Here is a 19,304-nt window from a genome sequence, read left to right on the forward strand (position 1 = left end):
TTGATTTTCTAATTTTTAGCCGCATTATTTCGTTTTTTAAAATATTTTTTGTCTTCAAATCTTAAACATGTCAACTTTCCTCCCCAGCAACATCCTGTATCAAGGGCATAAATATTTTCTGGGGTACCTTTTCCATTTAACGCTGCCCAATGACCAAAAGCGACACTATATTCTGCCGGGATCTTACTTGGTAGTAAAAACCAAGGTTTAAGTTTTGTAGGCACTTGATCGGGTGGTTTTTTATAATAAAAATCCAGCCTGCCGTCTTCATAGCAAAAACGCATACGAGTTAATGCATTGGCGATATAGCGTAAACGGTCTAAACCTTGTAATTGGGGTGACCATTCATCAGGGAAATTACCATACATTTTATCAAGAAAGAGCGGGTAAGAATCACTGGCCAGCATCACATGTAAGTCATGCGCACATTTTTTTAGGGTTGGCAAGTCCCATTGTGGGGAAATCCCCGCATGGGTCATAATCAATTTTAATTCATCATCTATTTGAACAAGAGGTTGCTTACGCAGCCAATTCATCAATTCATCATAGTCCGGTGCTTGAATAATTTCTTCAAGATTATCTTTCTTTTTGGGTGGCGTAACACGGGCATAAATCGAGAGCAAATGAAGGTCGTGATTGCCTAATACCAATCTGATTTGGTTGATATTTTCTTTTACAAATCTAAGCACTTGTAATGATTTTGGACCCCTGGCGACAAGATCGCCAGTAAGCCACAATGTATCAGATGATGAGAATTTAGCTTTTTCAAGTAAGCGCATAAACTCATCATAGCAACCATGAATATCTCCGATAAGTAGGTTTGCCATAACACTATTTCCATGCGTTTGCCAGTTGGCAGTACTGCTCGACTGTTAAGTTTTCAGCACGTAAATTAGGATCGATATTTAATTGAACTAATTGTTCAGCAGTAAACATATTGCTTAAGCTGTTTCGAATTGTTTTACGGCGTTGATTAAATGCTTCTGTGGTAACACGTGAAAGTATTTTTACATCATTAACAGGATAAGGCTTTTGTTGGTATGGTATAAGTTTAACAACAGCTGAATCTACTTTAGGAGCTGGTTTAAATGATGTCGGTGGCACTTCAAGCACAGGAATAATCTGACAATAGTATTGAGCCATGACACTAAGCCTGCCGTAATCTTTACTATTTGGAGCGGCCACTAATCGAGTGACAACTTCTTTTTGTAACATAAAATGCATATCTGTAATGGTATTGGCAAATTCAAACAGATGAAACATTAACGGGGTTGATATGTTATAAGGTAAATTACCAAAAACCCGTAACAGTTTTCCCAATTGCTCAGAAAGTTGATTGAAATCAAATGTTAAAGCATCTTGTTCAATGACAGTGACTTTATCTTTCAAAAATGGGTTTTCAATTAATCGACTCGCTAAATCACGGTCAATTTCAACGACGGTAAGATGATCAACATGTTTACTTACCGGAATGGTTAAGGCTGCAAGACCGGGTCCTATCTCAACAAGCGCTTGGTCTGGTTTAGGCTGTATTGCTGCAACAATACTTTCGATAATGTAATCATCATGTAAAAAATTTTGCCCGAAACGTTTACGGGCAAAATGTCCTTGGTGAACACGGTTATTCATTTTTGTTTTCACCTGTAATTTTAATATATGCATCGCCTTTTATTTCTTGGATCCACACTTGCGCTTCTTCAGCAAATTTACGATTAAAAATAAGTCGGTATGCTTGATCTTTTTGAACTAATTCCGTGCCGTCAGTTTGTCTTGAATCGATTAGCTGAATTAAATGCCAGCCATAAGAAGATTTCACTGGTTGGCTGATTTCCCCTTTTTTCAGTTGCATTAAGCCATTTCTAAATCCTGGGTCGTACATTTCGGGTCTGCTCCAACCTAATTCTCCGCCTTTATCTTTTGAACCGGGATCGTCTGAGTTTGCTTTAGCAGCGGCTGCAAATGTTGTGGCTTTGCTGGTAATCGCTTTTCGAATATCAGTTAATTTTTGTTTTGCAACTTGGTCAGTCACTAATACATTTGTTTTGATTAGAATGTGGCGAGCATTAACTTCTTGGAGTGTAATTTTTTTCGGTGCTTCAGTTCGGGAATCATCAACTTTTATGATATGTAAGCCAACACCTGAACGAATTGGTCCAATAACACTTCCTTTAGGTGCACGCAAAAGTCGCTCTTCAAAAATAGTTGGTAACTCACTCAGTTTATTCCAGCCCATGGAGCCACCTTTTAAAGCGAGATCATCATTTGAAAAAGAAGTTGCAAGTTTAGCAAAATTTTCCCCTTTTTTCGCACGGTTAATAATATCTCTGGCTTTGCTAGTTGCATTATCAACTTGTTGTTTAGTTGCTTTTTCCGGGATTGAAATCAAAATATGGCTGATTTTGACATCAATATTATTGGTTGGTTGTTTTGCAATTGTCTTAGTTAAATTTTCAACTTCTTTTTCAGATACTTTGATTCTTGGTCTCACTTCATTCATGCGAGCTTGTTCAATCAACATATCTTTATGAATACGTTCACGGTAGTTAGCATAACTTATCCCCATTGTTGATAGTCTACTTCTTAGCTCATCAATGGTCATACCATTTTCGGCAGCGATTCTACCAATAGCATTAGTTACATCTTCATCACTAATTGTGATTTTGGCTTTTGCTGCTTTTTGCAAGATTAAATTTTCAGTAATTAATCGATCGATAATTTGTTGTCTAAGCACTTTATCATTAGGTAGATTACTGGGATCGGTGCTTGCTTTAATCGTTTTGAGCATGTCATTAACGTCACTTTCTAAAATAACGTTATTATTAACAACTGCCGCAACTTGTTCGACAACTCTAGGCGCCGCAGTCGCTGATAAAGGTGTAATAAGTCCTATACTTACACTTAAGTTTAAAGCAATAAAAAGTTTTAATAATTTCATATTTGATCAACTCATTGTGTTATTACAGCATCAAACTGGCTGTATTAAATGTACATTAAATGTAATAGTAAGTTATTATTATTATATTTTATTCAAAAATGGTGTTATAGGGTAATTTACCAAAATTGAGCATTTTTGCTTGGGCATCACGATTCGATCCTAAGCCCCGTAATTCAAAATTGATTGAAAGTTTATTTTTAAATTTACTTTCATTTGAAATAGTATTCCAATCGGTTAATTTTCTACCATATTGCACAGACACACCCCAACAACAATCACTGTAATGCAAGCCAACTGAACTATCAGCCATTTGCCCTAATTTGACGTCGTGATAATAGGTACCTACTGCACTAAGCGTATCAGAAATAGGCCAAGCAACAGTAATTCCCGCTTGTGAAATATCTTGTTTATAGCGTTTGTCTAATGGTCGATAATCAACGGTGTTAATATATTTATGATTAGCATAGCGATAGGACAATTGTAATAATTTGTTGCCTGTCGGGCGATATTCTAATGCGGTATTAGCTAAAGAAACGGTATTAATCCGAGTATCGTATTGGATACCACTTCGGAAGATAATGTCATCAGATATACGCCAAAAATTATCAGCAGCCCAAGTAATGCTACCTGTATCTGAATTTTTATCTAATTCGGAGTTATTCGCTGTTGATTTTGATTTAGAGAAATAGTTAATTTGCCCGATTGACAAATTGAATTTTTCGACTTTATTGCTATCGTATAGGCGAGTTGTAATACCTGCGGCTATTTTATTCGTTGAAGCAATGCGATCTAAACCACTATAAGGTAGATCTCTAAATAGCCCTATATAATCTGATTGTAGCAATGTAGAATCATAGATTTCTATATTCGATTGATCCCGGTAAGGGATGTAAATATATTTCACCCTAGGTTCTAATGTCTGAGTGTAGCCATTGATGTGGGTATCACGTTCGAAAACCACTTTACCGTCAATACTAAATTTAGGTAAAAATCGGTTTACCGTTTTATCTAATTCATGGAATTTTTTGATATTATCCTGATTATAGTGCGTAGCCATAAAACCGGCTTCCGTCGATAAGGTTGTCCAGGAATTTGTATAAGTATAATTTAAGGTTGGTTCCAAATGTACCCGCCAAGCTTTTGGAAGGCCTTTTTCTGAACTGATAAAATGCGAAATTTGAGAAAAAGTTTTAAATTTAAATGGTCCAAAATCATAATTATAGTAATTGATATCTAACTGAGGCTCAGTTTGATACAGCATGGCGCCAGTATAAAATGATTGGAAGTGTCGATAACCTAAGGCGATATCCCAATTTTCATCATTGTAACCAACTTTATAAAATTGTGTTAAATATCCAGCCGTTTGCGAAGCATAACGAGAGTTTAAGTCGGTTAAATATTTATTATCACTTACCCTTGTAACATCTGTGTAAAAACGCCAATTGTAGTTAATTAACTCATCATTTTTCCAATAGAATAACCATCGATTACTGTTATTGTCATAATTGTAACCGTTTAAATGTTTTTTTCTATCATGACGATACCGACTATCATTTTGTAACCAATCAAATGCTAACGTACCTAAGCCTAATTCGTTTAAGTAGCGAAATTCAGTTTGTAGCTGTAATCCTCGATGTTGTAGTAATCTTGGGGTAATCGTCGCATCGTAATTCGGTGCAATGTTCCAATATACCGGCAAAGAAAAATCCACGCCATCAACACTGTCATACCCAAAATTTGGCATCAACAAACCTGAACGCCTTTTATCACCTGTCGGTAATTGTAGGTAAGGGGAGTATAATACCGGAATGTTACCCACTTTAAATATTGCATTCCAAACTTCTAAAAGCTCTTCTTGATTATCGTGAATAACTGTTGTTCCTCGTATACTCCAACTACTATCATCTACCGGGCAAGCGGTGAAACTGCCATTTTTTAAAATAATATACCGGCTTTTCTCCAGTTTTACTTCATCGGCATTACCACGTCCAAGTCGATTGACAAGATGATATTCACTCGGTTTGATATTGGCATCATTGTTATTTAAATTCATTGATGCATCTTCACCTTTCATTTTAATCAAATTATCTTGATAAGTAACATTGCCGTGTATGGTGACGATGCGATTATTTTTATCTTTAGTATCAATGGTAACTTTATTAGCAAGGACGGTACGATTGCCTTGTATTACAGACACATCACCCTCATAAATTGCCATATCCGGATAAATTCCTTCAAAACGATCGGCTTCGGCATTGACGGGTAGGGAATTGATGTCGCCATTGGCTAAAGCCCCTTCAAATCGAGGTATATTGATTAGACACTTAGGGTTAGTGGTATCATTTTTAGGTAAGCCTATTGCATAGCTGGGATGGTTATAAGCATATAAAGAAAATGTAACCGCTATAGCAATAAGTGAAGGCGCTAGTTTTTTCATCAATGATTAAAATGTCTTTATGATTATTTTAATTACGATATTATAGCGGTTATTTATAAAAGTGCGAATGAAAAATTAACGTTTGACTCTTCGCTTGTTTGTTTTGTTTAAATGTTTAACCATTGTTATTCTTTTTTCAACCGATGTATGTTGAAATTCATCCCACCATTTAGCCAGATCAAGCAGTTCACCTTTCTCAATGGAAGCTCGCATTTCCAGTAAGTCATAAGCTGCTCTGAATTTTGGGTGTTCTAAAATTGTGAAAGCTCGTTTACCTTCTCGCCTTTTCATCCGTAATTGTAAACGCCAAATATCACCCATAATGGTTGTTAAACGTCTTGGTATAGCAATGATACGACACTGTTCAGATAAAATATCATTGATTGCCATTGCAAAAGCGTCATGAAACTGTAAGCCACTTTCAAGGCAAGTTAATTGCGCTTGTTCGATAATTGGATACCAGAAAAATGATGCAAATAAAAAGGCCGGATTCACTCTTTGATTATTTGCTATACGGTAATCAGTATTTTTTAAAACCTGTTCGACGATTTTATCTAAATAACTATTTTGATTTTGAGTTGAGAATCGCTCAATCACCGGAAATAGCTGCTCAAACAGATGATGCGCTTTTAATAAGCCATAGGTTTTGAAACCGTTTCCAGACTGTAATAATTTTAGCGATTCATCAAAAAGTCGTGCTGAAGGAATATTTTTGAGTAATGGTGCCAGTGATTCGATTGGTTCAAGTGTCGCTTTATCAATTTTCATGTTGAGTTTAGCGGCAAAACGAATCGTTCTGAGCATTCGCACCGGATCTTCACGGTAGCGAGTTTGAGGGTCACCAATTAAGCGGATTATGCCATTTTTTAAATCGTTTAAACCGCCACAATAATCACGTATAGTGAAGTCTTTAATACTATAATAAAGCGCATTCATCGTAAAATCACGACGGATAGCATCTTGCTCAATTGTTCCGTAAACATTATCTCTTAATAACATTCCAGATTGCGAACGTTTAGATACATTCGTTTGCTCGTTTTGAGCACCATGATCACCACGAAAAGTCGCTACTTCAATAATTTCTTTTCCGAACATAATGTGGGCAAGACGAAAACGTCGACCAACTAATCGGCAATTACGAAATGTTTTTTGAATTTGTTCTGGCGTAGCGTTTGTTGCAATATCAAAATCTTTGGGGGTTTTACCCAATAAAAGATCTCGAATACAACCTCCGACTAGATAAGCTTCATATCCTTGTTTATTTAATCGATAAAGAACTTTTAGCGCGTTTTCACTTATGTCTTTACGAGAGATATTGTGTTCTTTACGGGATATGGAAACATAGTCTGATTGTTGTTCATTGCGAAAAATTCTACGACAAAATCGAGAAACTTGTTTAAAAATAGTTCACCTCAGAATTTTAATTGTCTTAATTGCAATCTAGCGCGGGATTATATCGCAATTACTTTTAACTTTCCATTTTTCTTGTTAACCGCCGTTTAAGCGGTGGTTGCAATGGTCAGTTTTTGTTAGATCACTTAAATATTCTATTTGATTTTTTGAACATAATTATCAACAATAGCAATTTATATAGTACAATTGACCATATTGGCTTTAAGGTAACAGAATCGATATTGCATATATTTTATCTGTAATTTAACTAGCTAATTAAAAATTAACAACACATATACTCTAAGTATTCTTATTTGATAATTTTTTTAAAACTCACTTAGTTTAAAAATATTTGATGTTATTTATTACTTTAATCTTAGATATAAGTTACTTAAGTATATACCATTAACGATAACTTATTGGGGACATTATGAATATTCGAGATTTGGAATATTTTGTTTCGTTAGCTGAATTTCGGCACTTTCGTAAAGCAGCTGATGCTTGTAATGTAAGTCAACCAACATTAAGTGGTCAAATTAGAAAGCTAGAAGATGAACTAGGCGTGATGCTATTAGAACGTACTAGTCGCAAGGTATTATTTACACAAACTGGAATGATGCTTGTTGAACAAGCTAAAGAAATTTTACGTAATATTCAAATATTAAAAGAGATGGCCAGTCGTCAAGGTGAAGAGATGTCTGGTCCGATGCATATTGGATTAATACCCACAATCGCCCCTTATTTGTTACCTCACGTAATTACTGTATTACATGAGTCTTTTCCACAATTAGAACTCTATTTACATGAAGCGCAAACAGCCAATATTGTTGCGCAATTAGAAAGCGGTAAGCTCGATTGTGCAATTGTTGCTCAAGTAAAAGAAACATCACAATTTATCGAACTTCCTTTATTTGATGAGCCAATGTTTTTAGCTGTTCCGGCTAACAGTGAATTAGCTAACCAAAAAACAGTTAAACTTTCGTCGCTAAAAGGTCAGAAATTTTTAATGTTAGAAGACGGCCACTGTTTACGTGAACATGCTATGGGATATTGTTTCCAAGTAGGCATTGATGAAGATAAGCAATTTAAAGCGACCAGTCTTGAAACTTTAAGAAGTATGATATCAGCAGGAAGAGGTATTACATTATTCCCTGAACTTGCTGCACCAAATGAACGTATTAGGGATAATATTTGTTATATTCCTTGTACCGATCCTGTGCCAACCCGTAGTATAGCGCTTATCTATCGACCTGGGTCTCCATTACGTGCGCGTTATGAAACTATCGCCAAAACAATTCGAGATCATATGCCAAAAGTGTTCGCCGAAAAAGAGCGATTATTAGAGCAAACCAACAAATAATTAAATCTACTTAAGTTAAAGTAACAGCATGAAAAATGTAAAAAACTGTGGAGTTCGAGCTCAGCAAAAAGAAAGGACTCGTCGATCGTTGATTGATGCGGCCTTTAACCAACTCAATGCTGAGCAAGGTTTTGCAAGTTTAAGTTTACGTGAAGTTGCTCGAGAAGCGGGGATAGCCGCAACTTCTTTTTATCGCCATTTTCGTGATATGGATGAGTTAGGTTTAGCGATGGTTGACGAAAGTGGTTTAACACTTCGTCAATTATTGCGACAAGCTCGAAAGCGTATTGAAAAAGGGGGAAGTGTTCTTCGAACTTCAGTAACCACATTTATTGAATTTATTGATAAAAACCCTAAAGTATTTTTATTACTGCTTAGAGAAAAAGCCGGGACTTCTTCCGCATTCAGATCGGCAATCGCACGTGAAATACAGCACTTTATTGTCGAGCTTGTTGATTATTTAGATAATGCTAATCAAATGCCACATCATTATAATGAAGCTCAAGCCGAAGCAATGGTAACTATTGCATTTAATGCTGGTGCGGAAGCAATTGATTTTGACATTGTACAACGTCAAGAACTGATTGAAGATCTGATATTCCAACTTCGTATGGTTTCACGTGGTGCGTTTTATCTTTATCATAAAGAAAAAATCAAAAATGATAATGAATAATTATTATAAGTTGAAATCGGTAGCTTAATTTACAATCACCTCATTATATCACCTTGATTAAGATAGACTATTTACAACGATTTTTATGAAAGTTGTGATCATCTTAGCCTGTTATTTCAGATGTAATTCACTTTGGTTTTATACAAGTTGGTAAAACAGAAGCAATAGAGAATTTAAAGCAAGCATCGAAAGGAAAGGGCATTATTTATTAGGCTGATGCGAGTAAAAGCAAAAACGAGATATATTACAAAGCAATAGAGTTAATTTTGAATTTTTAAACTGAGCACAATTTGCCTTGAGACAATTATCTTTTTATTAAATTACTGCGGATAAACCGCAGTAATTTTTGCTATAAACAATATAATGTTATTAAAGATTTTGTAGAACTTTTTCAACACTATCTTTAGCATCACCAAATAACATATAGCTATTTTCTTTAAAGAATAGTGGATTTTGTACTCCGGCATAGCCCGTATTCATTGAACGTTTAGAAATAATAACTGTTTTTGCTTTCCAAACTTCAAGAACAGGCATACCAGCGATAGGGCTATTTGGATCTTCTTCTGCCGCTGGGTTAACGGTATCATTTGCACCAATTACCCAAACAACATCTGTATCAGGGAAGTCATCATTGATTTCATCCATTTCTAATACAATATCGTAAGGTACTTTAGCTTCGGCTAATAATACATTCATATGCCCAGGTAAACGCCCTGCAACCGGGTGAATACCAAAACGGACTTCTATACCCATACCACGAAGTTTTTCAGTAATATTGCTTACTGCACCTTGTGCTTGAGCAACAGCCATACCATAACCCGGTACGATAATTACTGAACGTGCTTCTTTTAATGTTTGAGCAACTTCAGCTGGTTGCATTTCACGATATTCACCTTGCTCTTCATCAGAAGCGCTTGCTGAAGTACCGTCGCTACCAAATCCACCAGCGATAACACTGATAAATGAACGATTCATTGCTTTACACATAATGTATGAAAGGATCGCACCGGAAGAACCAACTAAAGCACCGGTCACAATTAACAGATCATTTTCTAACATAAAGCCGGCAGCAGCAGCAGCCCAACCAGAATATGAGTTAAGCATTGATATAACAACCGGCATATCAGCACCGCCGATAGATGCAACCAAATGGAAACCAAACACAAAGGCGATCACCGTCATTGCAATTAAGCAAAAACTCGCACCTGCGCCATTTTCTTGTTTGATAAAAATAAACATTAAAATAACAGAAGCAACAATAGCGGCTAAATTCCAGTAGTGTTTATTTGGAATAGATAATGCCTTTGAACTAATGCGACCGTTTAATTTACCGAAGGCAACAATCGAGCCGGAAAAAGTTACCGCACCGATAAAGACACCAACAAATATTTCAACAAGATGTACGGTTAATTCATTTTTTGGAATAAAATGGGTATTGAGATCCAAGAAACTATTGAAACCGACTAGTACCGCAGCCATACCGACAAAACTGTGCAGTAACGCCACAAGTTCCGGCATTTGTGTCATTTCAACTTTTTTGGCAAGATATAAGCCAATTGCCGCACCAATAATCATTGCAATAATGATCCAGTGTAATCCACCTTTGATACTTGCAACTGCTGCAATAAGCGCAATTGCCATACCAATCATACCGTAGATATTCCCCGATTTGGCTGACTCTTGATTAGAAAGACCGCGTAAACTGAAAATAAATAGTAATGCAGCAATAACATAAGCTGCTTGAATAATTCCTGACATTAGTGATCTCCTCCTTTACTTGCCACGTTGGAACATTTTCAGCATTCTTTGGGTAACAAAGAAACCACCAAAAATATTGATGCTAGCAATTAAAATAGCAACGAAGGCAATCGCTGTCGTTAGGCCATTATCATCGCCGACTTGCAATATAGCGCCGACTAAAATAATACCCGATATCGCATTTGTTACTGACATAAGTGGTGTATGTAATGAGTGTGTCACATTCCAAACAACATAGTAACCAACTACGCAAGACAGGGCAAAGACAGTAAAGTGACCTAAGAAGCTTTCAGGCACTGAGTCTGCCAGCCAAAAATAAGCAAAAATAAGTAAGGCTAAAATGCCGTATTTTTTTTGCGGATCCATTGGTTTTGGTTCAGGCTTAGCAACAGGCGCAGCCGCTTTTTGTTGCGGTTGAGCAGATACTTGAATTGGCGGCGCTGGCCAGGTGATCTCTTTATCTTTCACGACCGTCACACCACGAAGAACAACATCATCAAAATTAATATCGATATTGCCGTCTTTTTCTTTGGTTAACAGTTTTAGAAGATTAACAATGTTAGTACCGTATAATTGAGATGCTTGTGCTGGCATGCGATTAGCTAAATCAGTATAACCAACAATTTTCACATTATTATCTGTTTCAAACACTTCACCTGGTTTTGTTAATTCACAGTTACCGCCAGTTAAAGCCGCTAAATCAACGATAACACTGCCTGGTTTCATTGATTCGACCATTTCTTTAGAAATTAATTTTGGCGCAGGTTTACCCGGAATTAAAGCCGTTGTGATGATGATATCAACATCTTTTGCTTGCTCAGCAAATAGTGCCATTTCAGCTTCAATAAAAGCAGCTGACATCTGTTTAGCATAACCGTCCCCAGAGCCTGCTTCTTCTTCAAAATCGAGCTCGAGGAAGTCAGCGCCCATACTATTAATTTGTTCGGCAACTTCAGGTCGAGTATCAAAAGCTCTAACAATAGCGCCTAAACTCACAGCTGCCCCAATAGCAGCAAGTCCAGCTACGCCGGCACCAATGACTAATACTTTCGCTGGTGGTACTTTACCGGCAGCGGTAACTTGACCGGTAAAGAATCGACCAAATTGGTTAGCTGCTTCAATAACAGAACGATAGCCAGCAATATTAGACATTGAACTTAAAGCATCAAGAGACTGCGCACGGGAAATACGTGGAACACAATCCATTGCCATAACGTTAATATCTTTATTAGCTAATTTTTCTAACAGATCTTTGTGTTGCGCAGGATAGATGTAGCTGATAAGGGTTGAACCCTCTTTCATCAGAGCGATTTCATCATCATTAGGTGCATGAAATTTTAAGATTAAATCATTTTTCCAAATATCTTGGGTGTTTTCGATTGTGGCTCCTGCATCAATGAAAGCTTGGTCTTCAAAATTGGCAGCATGTCCAGCACCTTGTTCTACTGAAACTGTAAATCCAAGTTTTAACAGTTGTCCAACAGTTTGTGGTGTTGCTGCAACTCTTGCTTCATTGGCTAACCGTTCTTTAGGTATACCGATATGCATTGCGTTACATCCTTATGTTAAGTGAGTTTGTTCATGTTTTCCGATTTTAGCATAAATTAGCGTCAGTGCGAGTAGGGAATTTATATTTTATTATCGAAATCTTATTATAATTTTTTATGATAACTTGCTGCACATTTATCATTTAAATTTAAAATAGCGTTGTTTTGTTGATAACGATTAATAATCGATTAGGCAGTAATAAAATTAATGGTTTTTTATTAAATTTTATTATTTTTAGAGCGCTCGATCGTGACCTGCCATGGTTCCGTTTGCTTCTGTTTTATCTCATAAGATATGATTATCATCACTCTTTTTATGATTCAAGCAAGCTATACTTTGAATCAATCATTTAGAGGATTACTTGATGTTCTTAGAAGAAAGACAAAAAGCTATCTTAGCTTATTTAGATAAACATGAAAAAGGTAGTGTCCAATATTTTTCAGAAATATTTAAAGTATCTAAAGAGACGATTAGAAAAGATCTTGCAACGCTCGCTCAGCAATTGTTCGTTATTCGTTGTCACGGTGGTGCCATTATTAAAAGGCACAGATTAGTGAGTAATATTACTGATAAAGAATGTATTTCCTCGTTACTGACGGGATATGAAAAACAGAAAAGTAAAATACGAGGAGAAGTAATGAACGGTAACGTTTGTATTTTAGGCTCATTTAATATTGATATTGTTGCTCAAGTAGCAAGATTTCCAAAAGGGGGAGAGTCAATCCTTGCGCAAAAAAGTATGATTGGTCCTGGTGGTAAAGGGGCAAATCAAGCGCTTGCCGCAAGTTACGCCGATGCTAAGGTACATTTTGTTGCAAAAGTTGGCACTGACCAATTTAGTCAATTTGCCCATGAACATCTATCCTCGTCAAAAATTAATTCGTTTACTTTGTATCAATCCGATAAAGAGCCAACGGGCAGTGCAGTTATTTATGTATCTGAAGAAAATGGCGAAAATATGATTGCTATCTATCCTGGTGCAAATTTAACAATTACTGATAAAGAAATTGTAATGTTGGAAAGTTATCTTAAACAATCTGATATTCTATTAGTGCAACTTGAAAATAATATTGATGCTGTTTTAAATGCGATGAAATTAGCTAAAGCTATCGGGGTTAAAGTTGTGCTTAACCCGGCCCCTTATTCTCAAGATATTCAACAGCTATTAACTTATATTGATATCATTACGCCCAATGAAACTGAAGCAAGTTTAATGTCTGGAATTGAAGTTAATGATTTGGATAAAGCTAAGCTTGCAGCGGAAAAAATATACTCATTTGGAATACAAACCGTCATTATTACTTTGGGGAGTAAAGGCGCACTCATATTTGATGGTAAACAACATCAACATATTAAGCCTTTCTTAGCTGTTCCTGTTGACACAACCGGTGCAGGTGATGCTTTTAATGGGGCTTTTTGTGCTTCATTGGCTAAAGGCGAGACGCTTTATCAATCCGCAGTATATGCTTCGGCTTTTGCATCTTTAGCTGTTGAGCGTGAAGGTGCATCAAATATGCCATCTCATCAAAATGTGCTCAAACGAATGGCAAATAAATAAATTTAGTAGAGGAACCGATTTATGATAAATCAGCCAAAAAAAATTATTCTTGATTGCGATCCCGGTCATGATGATGCTATCGCACTATTGTTAGCTCATGGCAATCCTAATATTGAATTGCTAGCGGTAACCACAGTTGTTGGTAATCAAACATTAGATAAAGTAACACGTAATGCATTATCTGTTGCACGAATTGCAAATATCACTAATGTACCTTTTGCGGCTGGTGCAGTAAGGCCTTTAGTGAGAAATATTGAAATTGCACCGGATATCCATGGCGACTCTGGACTTGATGGCCCGGTATTACCTGAACCAACCATTGAGTTGGATAACAGGCATGCTATTGATTTAATCATTGACACAATCATGTCTCATCCGCCTAAAACAGTTACGCTAGTTCCAACTGGTGGTTTAACCAATATTGCAATGGCGGTACGTAAAGAACCTAAAATTGCTGAACGTGTAAAAGAAGTTGTGTTAATGGGAGGCGGGTACCATGTCGGTAACTGGAGCGCCGTAGCAGAATTTAATATCAAAATAGATCCTGAAGCAGCGCATATCGTATTTAATGAAAAATGGCCATTGACGATGGTTGGATTAGATCTGACTCATCAAGCACTAGCCACGCCTGAAGTAATTGAGAAAATAGCTGCAATCAAAACCAAACCAGCTAAATTTGTGTTGGAGATGTTAGAGTTCTTCGGAAAAATGTATAAACAAGCTCAAGGTTTTACTTATCCTCCAGTGCATGATCCTTGTGCCGTGGCTTATGTCATTAATCCTGAATTAATCAAAACTAAACGAGTACCGGTTGATATTGAATTGACAGGGACATTAACGTTGGGAATGACAGTTGCTGATTTTCGTTTTCCTGCTGATGAGCGTTGCCATACACAAGTTGCAACAGAACTTGATCATACCGGTTTTTGGGATTTAATTGTTGATTCCCTAAAACGAATTGGTGAGGTAAATGTATGATTGAACAGAGTAAAGCTAAATCAAATATATTTACCCTAATGCTCGCTTTACTGGCTGCATGTGTTGCTTTCCAACTCAATGCAAGTATGTTAAGCCCCGTATTAGTTACCATTGCCAAAGAATTAGGAACAAATGATGCGGCGGTAGGGCTCTCCCAAACTTCTTTTTTTACCGCAGCAGCGCTATTTTCGCTATTTTTGCCACGATTAAGTGATATAAAAGGAAGAAAAAAAGTACTAACCGGCATGCTGCTTATCATGACTATTGGTACGGTTTTAGCCGCTATTGCGCCAAATATTGAAGTTTTATATGCCGCACGTATCATTCAAGGGGTATCGGGACCAGTTGTGCCATTATGTTTGATAATGCTAAGTTATGAAGTTAAAGATGTAAAACAATACGGTATGTTAATGGGCATAATCACAGCCGTTAATGGCGGTATTGCTGGTGTGGATGCTATTGCAGGCGGATTCCTTGCTACTTATTTCGGTTTTCGGTCTGTATTTTGGGTTATTGCAGTTGTTGCCGCAATCTCAACTTTATGTGTTCATCGTTTTGCGTCAGAATCTAAGCCATCTGAAGGTACCAAAATGGATTGGTTAGGCGTGTTGTTAATCGTTTTAACCATAGCAGCATTATTACTTGCGCTTAATGAAGCGGGTAAACTCGGTAATGCTAATTGGTTGATTATTAGTGGATTAACACTATTTGCTATCTTCTGTTTTTTCCTGTTTTGGCAGGTGGAAAAAAGCAATAAACAACCTTTAGTTACCACCAATCACTTGAAAAAGCGTGCCACTTGGGCGTTATTATTAACCACCACATTAACCATGACAGGGGTTTTTGCCATTGTTAATGGTTTAGTCATGTCAATTGCTCAAAATCACGAGATAGGTTTTGGCTTAGAAGCGGATTGGGCATCATTAATCTTTCTTACCCCTTATGCTTTAATTGGTTGGTTTGTCGGGCCATTTTCCGGAAGGTTAGCACCAACAATGGGCTATAACAAAGTACTTAAATTAGGTTTAGTCGGTTGTATTATCGGTATTTTGCTAATTATGTTTTATGGTATTCACTCTTTACCTATTTTATCGGTAGGTGTGATTGTACTAGGCATTTTCTATGCCGGAATGGCTAATATCATATTAAATGGATTAGGCGTTGTTTTATCTCCAGCAGAAAACCCGGGATTCTTACCGGGTATGAATGCTGGTGCATTTAACTTAGGTGCCGGTTTGAGTTTTGCGTTATTGCCTGCAATTCAAATGATGAATGGAAACTCAATGGATGGATACTTCAATGGTATGTTGTTAGGATTAATTATTACTATTTTAGCATTACTGTGTAGTTTTCTGATTCCAAGACCGACGAATGCTGAGGTTTAATTTAACTCAAAAAGCGGGATAATACTTATCCCGCTTTTTTGCGGTTAATGCTAAACAGACACGCTTTTTACTCTTCCGGCTGTAGGGTAAAGGTTAAGGTTGTGAAAAACTTATCTTGAGTGGCTAACTTGTTTGGTTCAAGTGGAAAACCAATTTCCACACCAATGACATTCAATCCTTGATTTGGAATGGTGATTGTTGCTTGACCTTTATCATCGGTATTGACCGTTTTATCTAAATTATTAATAACATCGACAATAACAGGCGTGTTAGTTAGCGGTTTACCATCTTTATAAACAGTTATCGGTAAATTGTCACCCCGTTTTAATTGGGTCGGATCCAAAGCCGGAACTATTTGTAACGGAATGTCTTCAATCATTTTCGGCTGTTCAACTGAAGATAAATAATTAACGCTGTATTTGATTGCATGTGTGCCAGCAGTTGCGCCTTTTACTTTATTCATTGGAAGATTGACATATTTTCCTTGCGAATTTTTAGTCCAATAGCCATAATCAAACCAAACTGCCACAACGGCTGTTTTTTCAGACGGGGTTATGGTGACAAAATTTTTATTGGCTTTTTGTGAAATAGACAGCGGTGACCAATTACTATTGTAAGCTCGAACTTTTTGGACATTTTGGGGGTTATAACCATTATCTAAAGGGCCTTCACCTAAAACAATCTGCTTTTGATCAACACGATTAGCAATCCAAATACCATGCGCCAATACGGAATTTGAAACCATTAAAGTTAGGCATCCTGATAATGCCACGAATATTAATTTACGCATATAACCTTCCTTTTTGAAAATGAGAATCATTATTATTTGAATGCCAAAGAAAAGTCAAGAAATTTGTATATTTATTGAGCGGGTATTTATTTAGACGAGAAAATCATTTAAAGTTTATATCAGGTATCATTTGCTAAATTTTATGGTACTTAAAATCTTTCCTACAGAAAAAATGACTAAACTTGTAAAATAAAACTAAAGTTTTAAATGATTAAAAACTTTTTTCATGAAATTCACCCTATTATAGACTAACTATTGTTAAAGTTAGCTATTTTTAACTACTACAAATTGTTATATAATCGGAAATATTTTGTTTTTAACACTATATATTGTGTTTATCAAATTGTTTTTAAGATATTTCAGCTGCGTTAATATCTTTAAATAAGGAACCCTTATGATGGATTTTTCCCAATCAGTGCCAGAACTGGTCTCTTGGGCAAAAAAGAATGATTTTTCGATCGCTTTACCAGTCGAACGTCTTGCTTTTTTATTAGCCATTGCCGTATTAAATAGCGAACGTTTCGATGGTGAAATGACGGAATCTGAGCTAATAGATGCTTTCAGACATGTATCACAAATATTCGAGCAAAGCGAAGATACTATCTCGGTGCGTGCTAATAATGCGATTAACGACTTAGTTCGCCAGCGTTTGATTACTCGTTTTGCCAGTGAGATGACTGACGGCTATTCTATCTATCGTTTAACGCCTTTAGGAATAGGTATTTCAGATTACTATATCCGTCAGCGAGAATTTTCGACATTACGCTTATCAATACAGCTCTCTATCGTTGCTCAAGAGTTAAAACGAGCGGCCGATGCAGCGCTTGAGGGTGGCGATGATCTTCATTGGCATCGCAATGTTTTTGCACCTTTAAAATATTCGGTAGCGGAAATTTTTGATAGCATTGATATTACCCAACGGGTAATGGATGAGCAGCAGGCTGATGTAAAACAAAATATCTCAGCCTTACTAAGTCAAGATTGGCAAGCGGCTATTAGTAGTTGTGAAGGCCTACTGACTGAAACATCACAAACCTTACGTGAACTGCAAGATACATTAGCTGCTGCCGGCGATAAACTTCAAGCCAGTTTGTTACTGATTCAAGATGCAACGCTTGATAATCCGGAGCTGGATAAAATTAACAATGTGGTTATTGATTTACAAGGTAAATTAGATCGAATTATTGGTTGGGGGCAAAAAGCCATTGACCTTTGGATAGGCTACGATCGGCATGTTCATAAATTTATCCGTACAGCAATCGATTTAGATAAAAATAGGGTCTTTTCTCAGCGTTTACGTAAATCGATACAAAGCTATTTTGATTTACCATGGTCGCTCACTTTTGCCAATGCTGAACGGCTACTTGATATGCGGGATGAAGAGTTAGCACTACACGAAGCTGAAGTAACCGGAGAATTGCCGTCCGAACTTGAATTTGAAATGATAGAAGAGATTCAAGAACATATTATTGCTCACATTGAACAAAACTTATTGATCTTTAAACAAGAAAATAAACCACTCGATATGAGTATTGCCATTCATAGTTATTTAGCACAGTTTCCTCGCGAACAACATTTTGATATTGCGAGGTTATTTATCGATCAGGCTATTCGTCTAGGTATTGCCGAAAAAGATTTGCTCGGTATTCCTGCTGAATGGAAACCTATTAACGATTATGGAGCTAAGGTACAAGCACATGTCATCAACAGATATTAAAGATTTAGAAATAGAACAAACTGCTCATCATCTTGATGAAGTCATGGGGCGCATTGCGGCCAGCTCTCAAGCTGCTATCGATAAATATATGCCAGTTAAATTGGCGCAAGCAATTGCTAATCCTCTTTTTCCAGAGCTTGATAGCTTATTACGTTCCGGGCGCCATATTGGCATAGATGAGCTTGATAATCATGCATTTTTAATGGACTTTCAACTCGAGCTTGAACAATTTTATCAACGCTATAATGTTGAATTGATTCGTGCGCCGGAAGGTTTTTTCTATCTTCGCCCACGTTCAACAACCTTAATTCCACGTTCGGTTTTATCTGAACTCGATATGCTGGTTGGTAAAGTACTTTGCTATTTATATTTAAGTCCTGAACGGCTTGCGCATGAAGGTATTTTTACCTTACAAGAACTGTTTGATGAGCTTGTTTCGTTAGCCGATGAAAGTAAATTACTTAAATTAGTTAATCAACGTTCAACCGGTTCGGATTTAGATCGACAAAAACTTTTCGATAAAGTTAAAACGGCGCTTAATCGTTTACGTCGATTAGGAATGATATTTTTTATTGTGGGCAATGACAGTAGCCGTTTTCGCATCAATGAATCGATTTTCCGTTTTGGTGCTGATGTGCGCAGTAGTGATGATGCACAAGAAGCGCAATTACGCTTGATCCGAGATGGCGAAGCAATCAAAATCGAATCATCGCTTATGCTCGATGATAATAATGAAGAACAAGAAGACGATGTTAATGAGGAGATTGAATAAT

Annotated in this window: 15 protein-coding genes; 7 read left to right on the forward strand and 8 right to left on the reverse strand. The window is 36.7% G+C overall.

Annotation, left to right across the window (positions count from 1 at the left end):
* Nucleotides 1–8: 8 nt before the first annotated feature.
* The 5 genes from apaH to pcnB all read right to left on the reverse strand — a co-directional run bounded on the left by apaH (nt 9) and on the right by pcnB (nt 6,776).
* Nucleotides 9–827: a bis(5'-nucleosyl)-tetraphosphatase (symmetrical) ApaH gene (gene apaH, locus J3U74_RS00405; protein ID WP_220218081.1), complete on the reverse strand. Its 819-nt coding sequence runs from the start codon at nt 825–827 to the stop codon at nt 9–11.
* A gap of 4 nt (nt 828–831) precedes the next feature.
* On the reverse strand, nt 832–1,629 hold the full coding sequence (gene rsmA / locus J3U74_RS00410) for a 16S rRNA (adenine(1518)-N(6)/adenine(1519)-N(6))-dimethyltransferase RsmA (RefSeq protein ID WP_267329905.1): 798 nt from the start codon (nt 1,627–1,629) through the stop codon (nt 832–834).
* The gene (surA, locus tag J3U74_RS00415) at nt 1,622–2,935 is read right to left on the reverse strand and encodes a peptidylprolyl isomerase SurA (RefSeq protein ID WP_220218079.1); all 1,314 of its coding nucleotides are present in this window, start codon (nt 2,933–2,935) and stop codon (nt 1,622–1,624) included. The genes rsmA and surA overlap by 8 nt, the downstream gene beginning before the upstream one ends.
* Nucleotides 2,936–3,023: 88 nt before the next feature.
* The gene (lptD, locus tag J3U74_RS00420; protein ID WP_267329977.1) at nt 3,024–5,372 is read right to left on the reverse strand and encodes an LPS assembly protein LptD; all 2,349 of its coding nucleotides are present in this window, start codon (nt 5,370–5,372) and stop codon (nt 3,024–3,026) included.
* A 75-nt stretch (nt 5,373–5,447) separates the two neighbouring features.
* On the reverse strand, nt 5,448–6,776 hold the full coding sequence (gene pcnB / locus J3U74_RS00425; RefSeq protein WP_324099775.1) for a polynucleotide adenylyltransferase PcnB: 1,329 nt from the start codon (nt 6,774–6,776) through the stop codon (nt 5,448–5,450).
* 418 nt (nt 6,777–7,194) lie between these two features.
* Here pcnB and oxyR point away from each other — a divergent pair, with 418 nt between their 5' ends.
* Both oxyR and fabR read left to right on the forward strand, forming a co-directional pair.
* Nucleotides 7,195–8,124 (forward strand): DNA-binding transcriptional regulator OxyR, encoded by a 930-nt coding sequence (gene oxyR / locus J3U74_RS00430; protein ID WP_220218077.1) that lies wholly within the window; start codon nt 7,195–7,197, stop codon nt 8,122–8,124.
* 28 nt (nt 8,125–8,152) lie between these two features.
* Nucleotides 8,153–8,797 carry an HTH-type transcriptional repressor FabR gene (gene fabR / locus J3U74_RS00435; RefSeq protein ID WP_220218076.1) on the forward strand — a complete coding sequence of 215 codons (645 nt, stop codon included), beginning with the start codon at nt 8,153–8,155 and terminating at the stop codon, nt 8,795–8,797.
* Nucleotides 8,798–9,166: 369 nt separating this feature from the next.
* Here fabR and pntB read toward each other — a convergent pair whose 3' ends face one another.
* Together pntB and J3U74_RS00445 are read right to left on the reverse strand one after the other, a co-directional pair.
* Nucleotides 9,167–10,555: a Re/Si-specific NAD(P)(+) transhydrogenase subunit beta gene (gene pntB / locus J3U74_RS00440; protein WP_220218075.1), complete on the reverse strand. Its 1,389-nt coding sequence runs from the start codon at nt 10,553–10,555 to the stop codon at nt 9,167–9,169.
* A gap of 15 nt (nt 10,556–10,570) precedes the next feature.
* Nucleotides 10,571–12,103, reverse strand: coding sequence for a Re/Si-specific NAD(P)(+) transhydrogenase subunit alpha (locus J3U74_RS00445; protein WP_220218074.1), 1,533 nt, complete (start codon nt 12,101–12,103; stop codon nt 10,571–10,573).
* A gap of 364 nt (nt 12,104–12,467) precedes the next feature.
* Between J3U74_RS00445 and rbsK the strand changes: the two genes are divergently transcribed.
* The 3 genes from rbsK to J3U74_RS00460 are packed head-to-tail and all read left to right on the forward strand — an operon-like array spanning nt 12,468 to nt 16,024.
* Nucleotides 12,468–13,661, forward strand: a complete 1,194-nt coding sequence (gene rbsK / locus J3U74_RS00450; protein ID WP_267329906.1) for a ribokinase — start codon at nt 12,468–12,470, stop codon at nt 13,659–13,661.
* 21 nt (nt 13,662–13,682) lie between these two features.
* On the forward strand, nt 13,683–14,639 hold the full coding sequence (locus J3U74_RS00455; RefSeq protein WP_267329907.1) for a nucleoside hydrolase: 957 nt from the start codon (nt 13,683–13,685) through the stop codon (nt 14,637–14,639).
* Nucleotides 14,636–16,024, forward strand: a complete 1,389-nt coding sequence (locus tag J3U74_RS00460; RefSeq protein ID WP_267329908.1) for an MFS transporter — start codon at nt 14,636–14,638, stop codon at nt 16,022–16,024. The genes J3U74_RS00455 and J3U74_RS00460 overlap by 4 nt, the downstream gene beginning before the upstream one ends.
* Nucleotides 16,025–16,091: 67 nt before the next feature.
* Here J3U74_RS00460 and J3U74_RS00465 read toward each other — a convergent pair whose 3' ends face one another.
* Nucleotides 16,092–16,814 carry a DUF4198 domain-containing protein gene (locus tag J3U74_RS00465; RefSeq protein ID WP_220218070.1) on the reverse strand — a complete coding sequence of 241 codons (723 nt, stop codon included), beginning with the start codon at nt 16,812–16,814 and terminating at the stop codon, nt 16,092–16,094.
* 394 nt (nt 16,815–17,208) lie between these two features.
* Between J3U74_RS00465 and mukF the strand changes: the two genes are divergently transcribed.
* Both mukF and mukE read left to right on the forward strand, forming a co-directional pair.
* Nucleotides 17,209–18,531, forward strand: coding sequence for a chromosome partition protein MukF (mukF, locus tag J3U74_RS00470; RefSeq protein ID WP_220218069.1), 1,323 nt, complete (start codon nt 17,209–17,211; stop codon nt 18,529–18,531).
* A gap of 43 nt (nt 18,532–18,574) precedes the next feature.
* Nucleotides 18,575–19,303, forward strand: a complete 729-nt coding sequence (gene mukE / locus J3U74_RS00475) for a chromosome partition protein MukE (protein WP_366518671.1) — start codon at nt 18,575–18,577, stop codon at nt 19,301–19,303.
* The last annotated feature ends 1 nt before the right edge of the window (nt 19,304 follow it).

Source organism: Gilliamella sp. B3892, from assembly GCF_026536305.1.
GTDB lineage: Bacteria > Pseudomonadota > Gammaproteobacteria > Enterobacterales > Orbaceae > Gilliamella.

Coding starts and splice junctions, on each gene's coding strand:
- apaH (WP_220218081.1), bottom strand. CDS start 827: ATGGCAAACCTACTTATCGGAGATATTCATGGTTGCTATGATGAGTTT.
- rsmA (WP_267329905.1), bottom strand. CDS start 1,629: ATGAATAACCGTGTTCACCAAGGACATTTTGCCCGTAAACGTTTCGGG.
- surA (WP_220218079.1), bottom strand. CDS start 2,935: ATGAAATTATTAAAACTTTTTATTGCTTTAAACTTAAGTGTAAGTATA.
- lptD (WP_267329977.1), bottom strand. CDS start 5,372: ATGAAAAAACTAGCGCCTTCACTTATTGCTATAGCGGTTACATTTTCT.
- oxyR (WP_220218077.1), top strand. CDS start 7,195: ATGAATATTCGAGATTTGGAATATTTTGTTTCGTTAGCTGAATTTCGG.
- fabR (WP_220218076.1), top strand. CDS start 8,153: ATGAAAAATGTAAAAAACTGTGGAGTTCGAGCTCAGCAAAAAGAAAGG.
- pntB (WP_220218075.1), bottom strand. CDS start 10,555: ATGTCAGGAATTATTCAAGCAGCTTATGTTATTGCTGCATTACTATTT.
- J3U74_RS00445 (WP_220218074.1), bottom strand. CDS start 12,103: ATGCATATCGGTATACCTAAAGAACGGTTAGCCAATGAAGCAAGAGTT.
- rbsK (WP_267329906.1), top strand. CDS start 12,468: ATGTTCTTAGAAGAAAGACAAAAAGCTATCTTAGCTTATTTAGATAAA.
- J3U74_RS00455 (WP_267329907.1), top strand. CDS start 13,683: ATGATAAATCAGCCAAAAAAAATTATTCTTGATTGCGATCCCGGTCAT.
- J3U74_RS00460 (WP_267329908.1), top strand. CDS start 14,636: ATGATTGAACAGAGTAAAGCTAAATCAAATATATTTACCCTAATGCTC.
- J3U74_RS00465 (WP_220218070.1), bottom strand. CDS start 16,814: ATGCGTAAATTAATATTCGTGGCATTATCAGGATGCCTAACTTTAATG.
- mukF (WP_220218069.1), top strand. CDS start 17,209: ATGATGGATTTTTCCCAATCAGTGCCAGAACTGGTCTCTTGGGCAAAA.
- mukE (WP_366518671.1), top strand. CDS start 18,575: ATGGGGCGCATTGCGGCCAGCTCTCAAGCTGCTATCGATAAATATATG.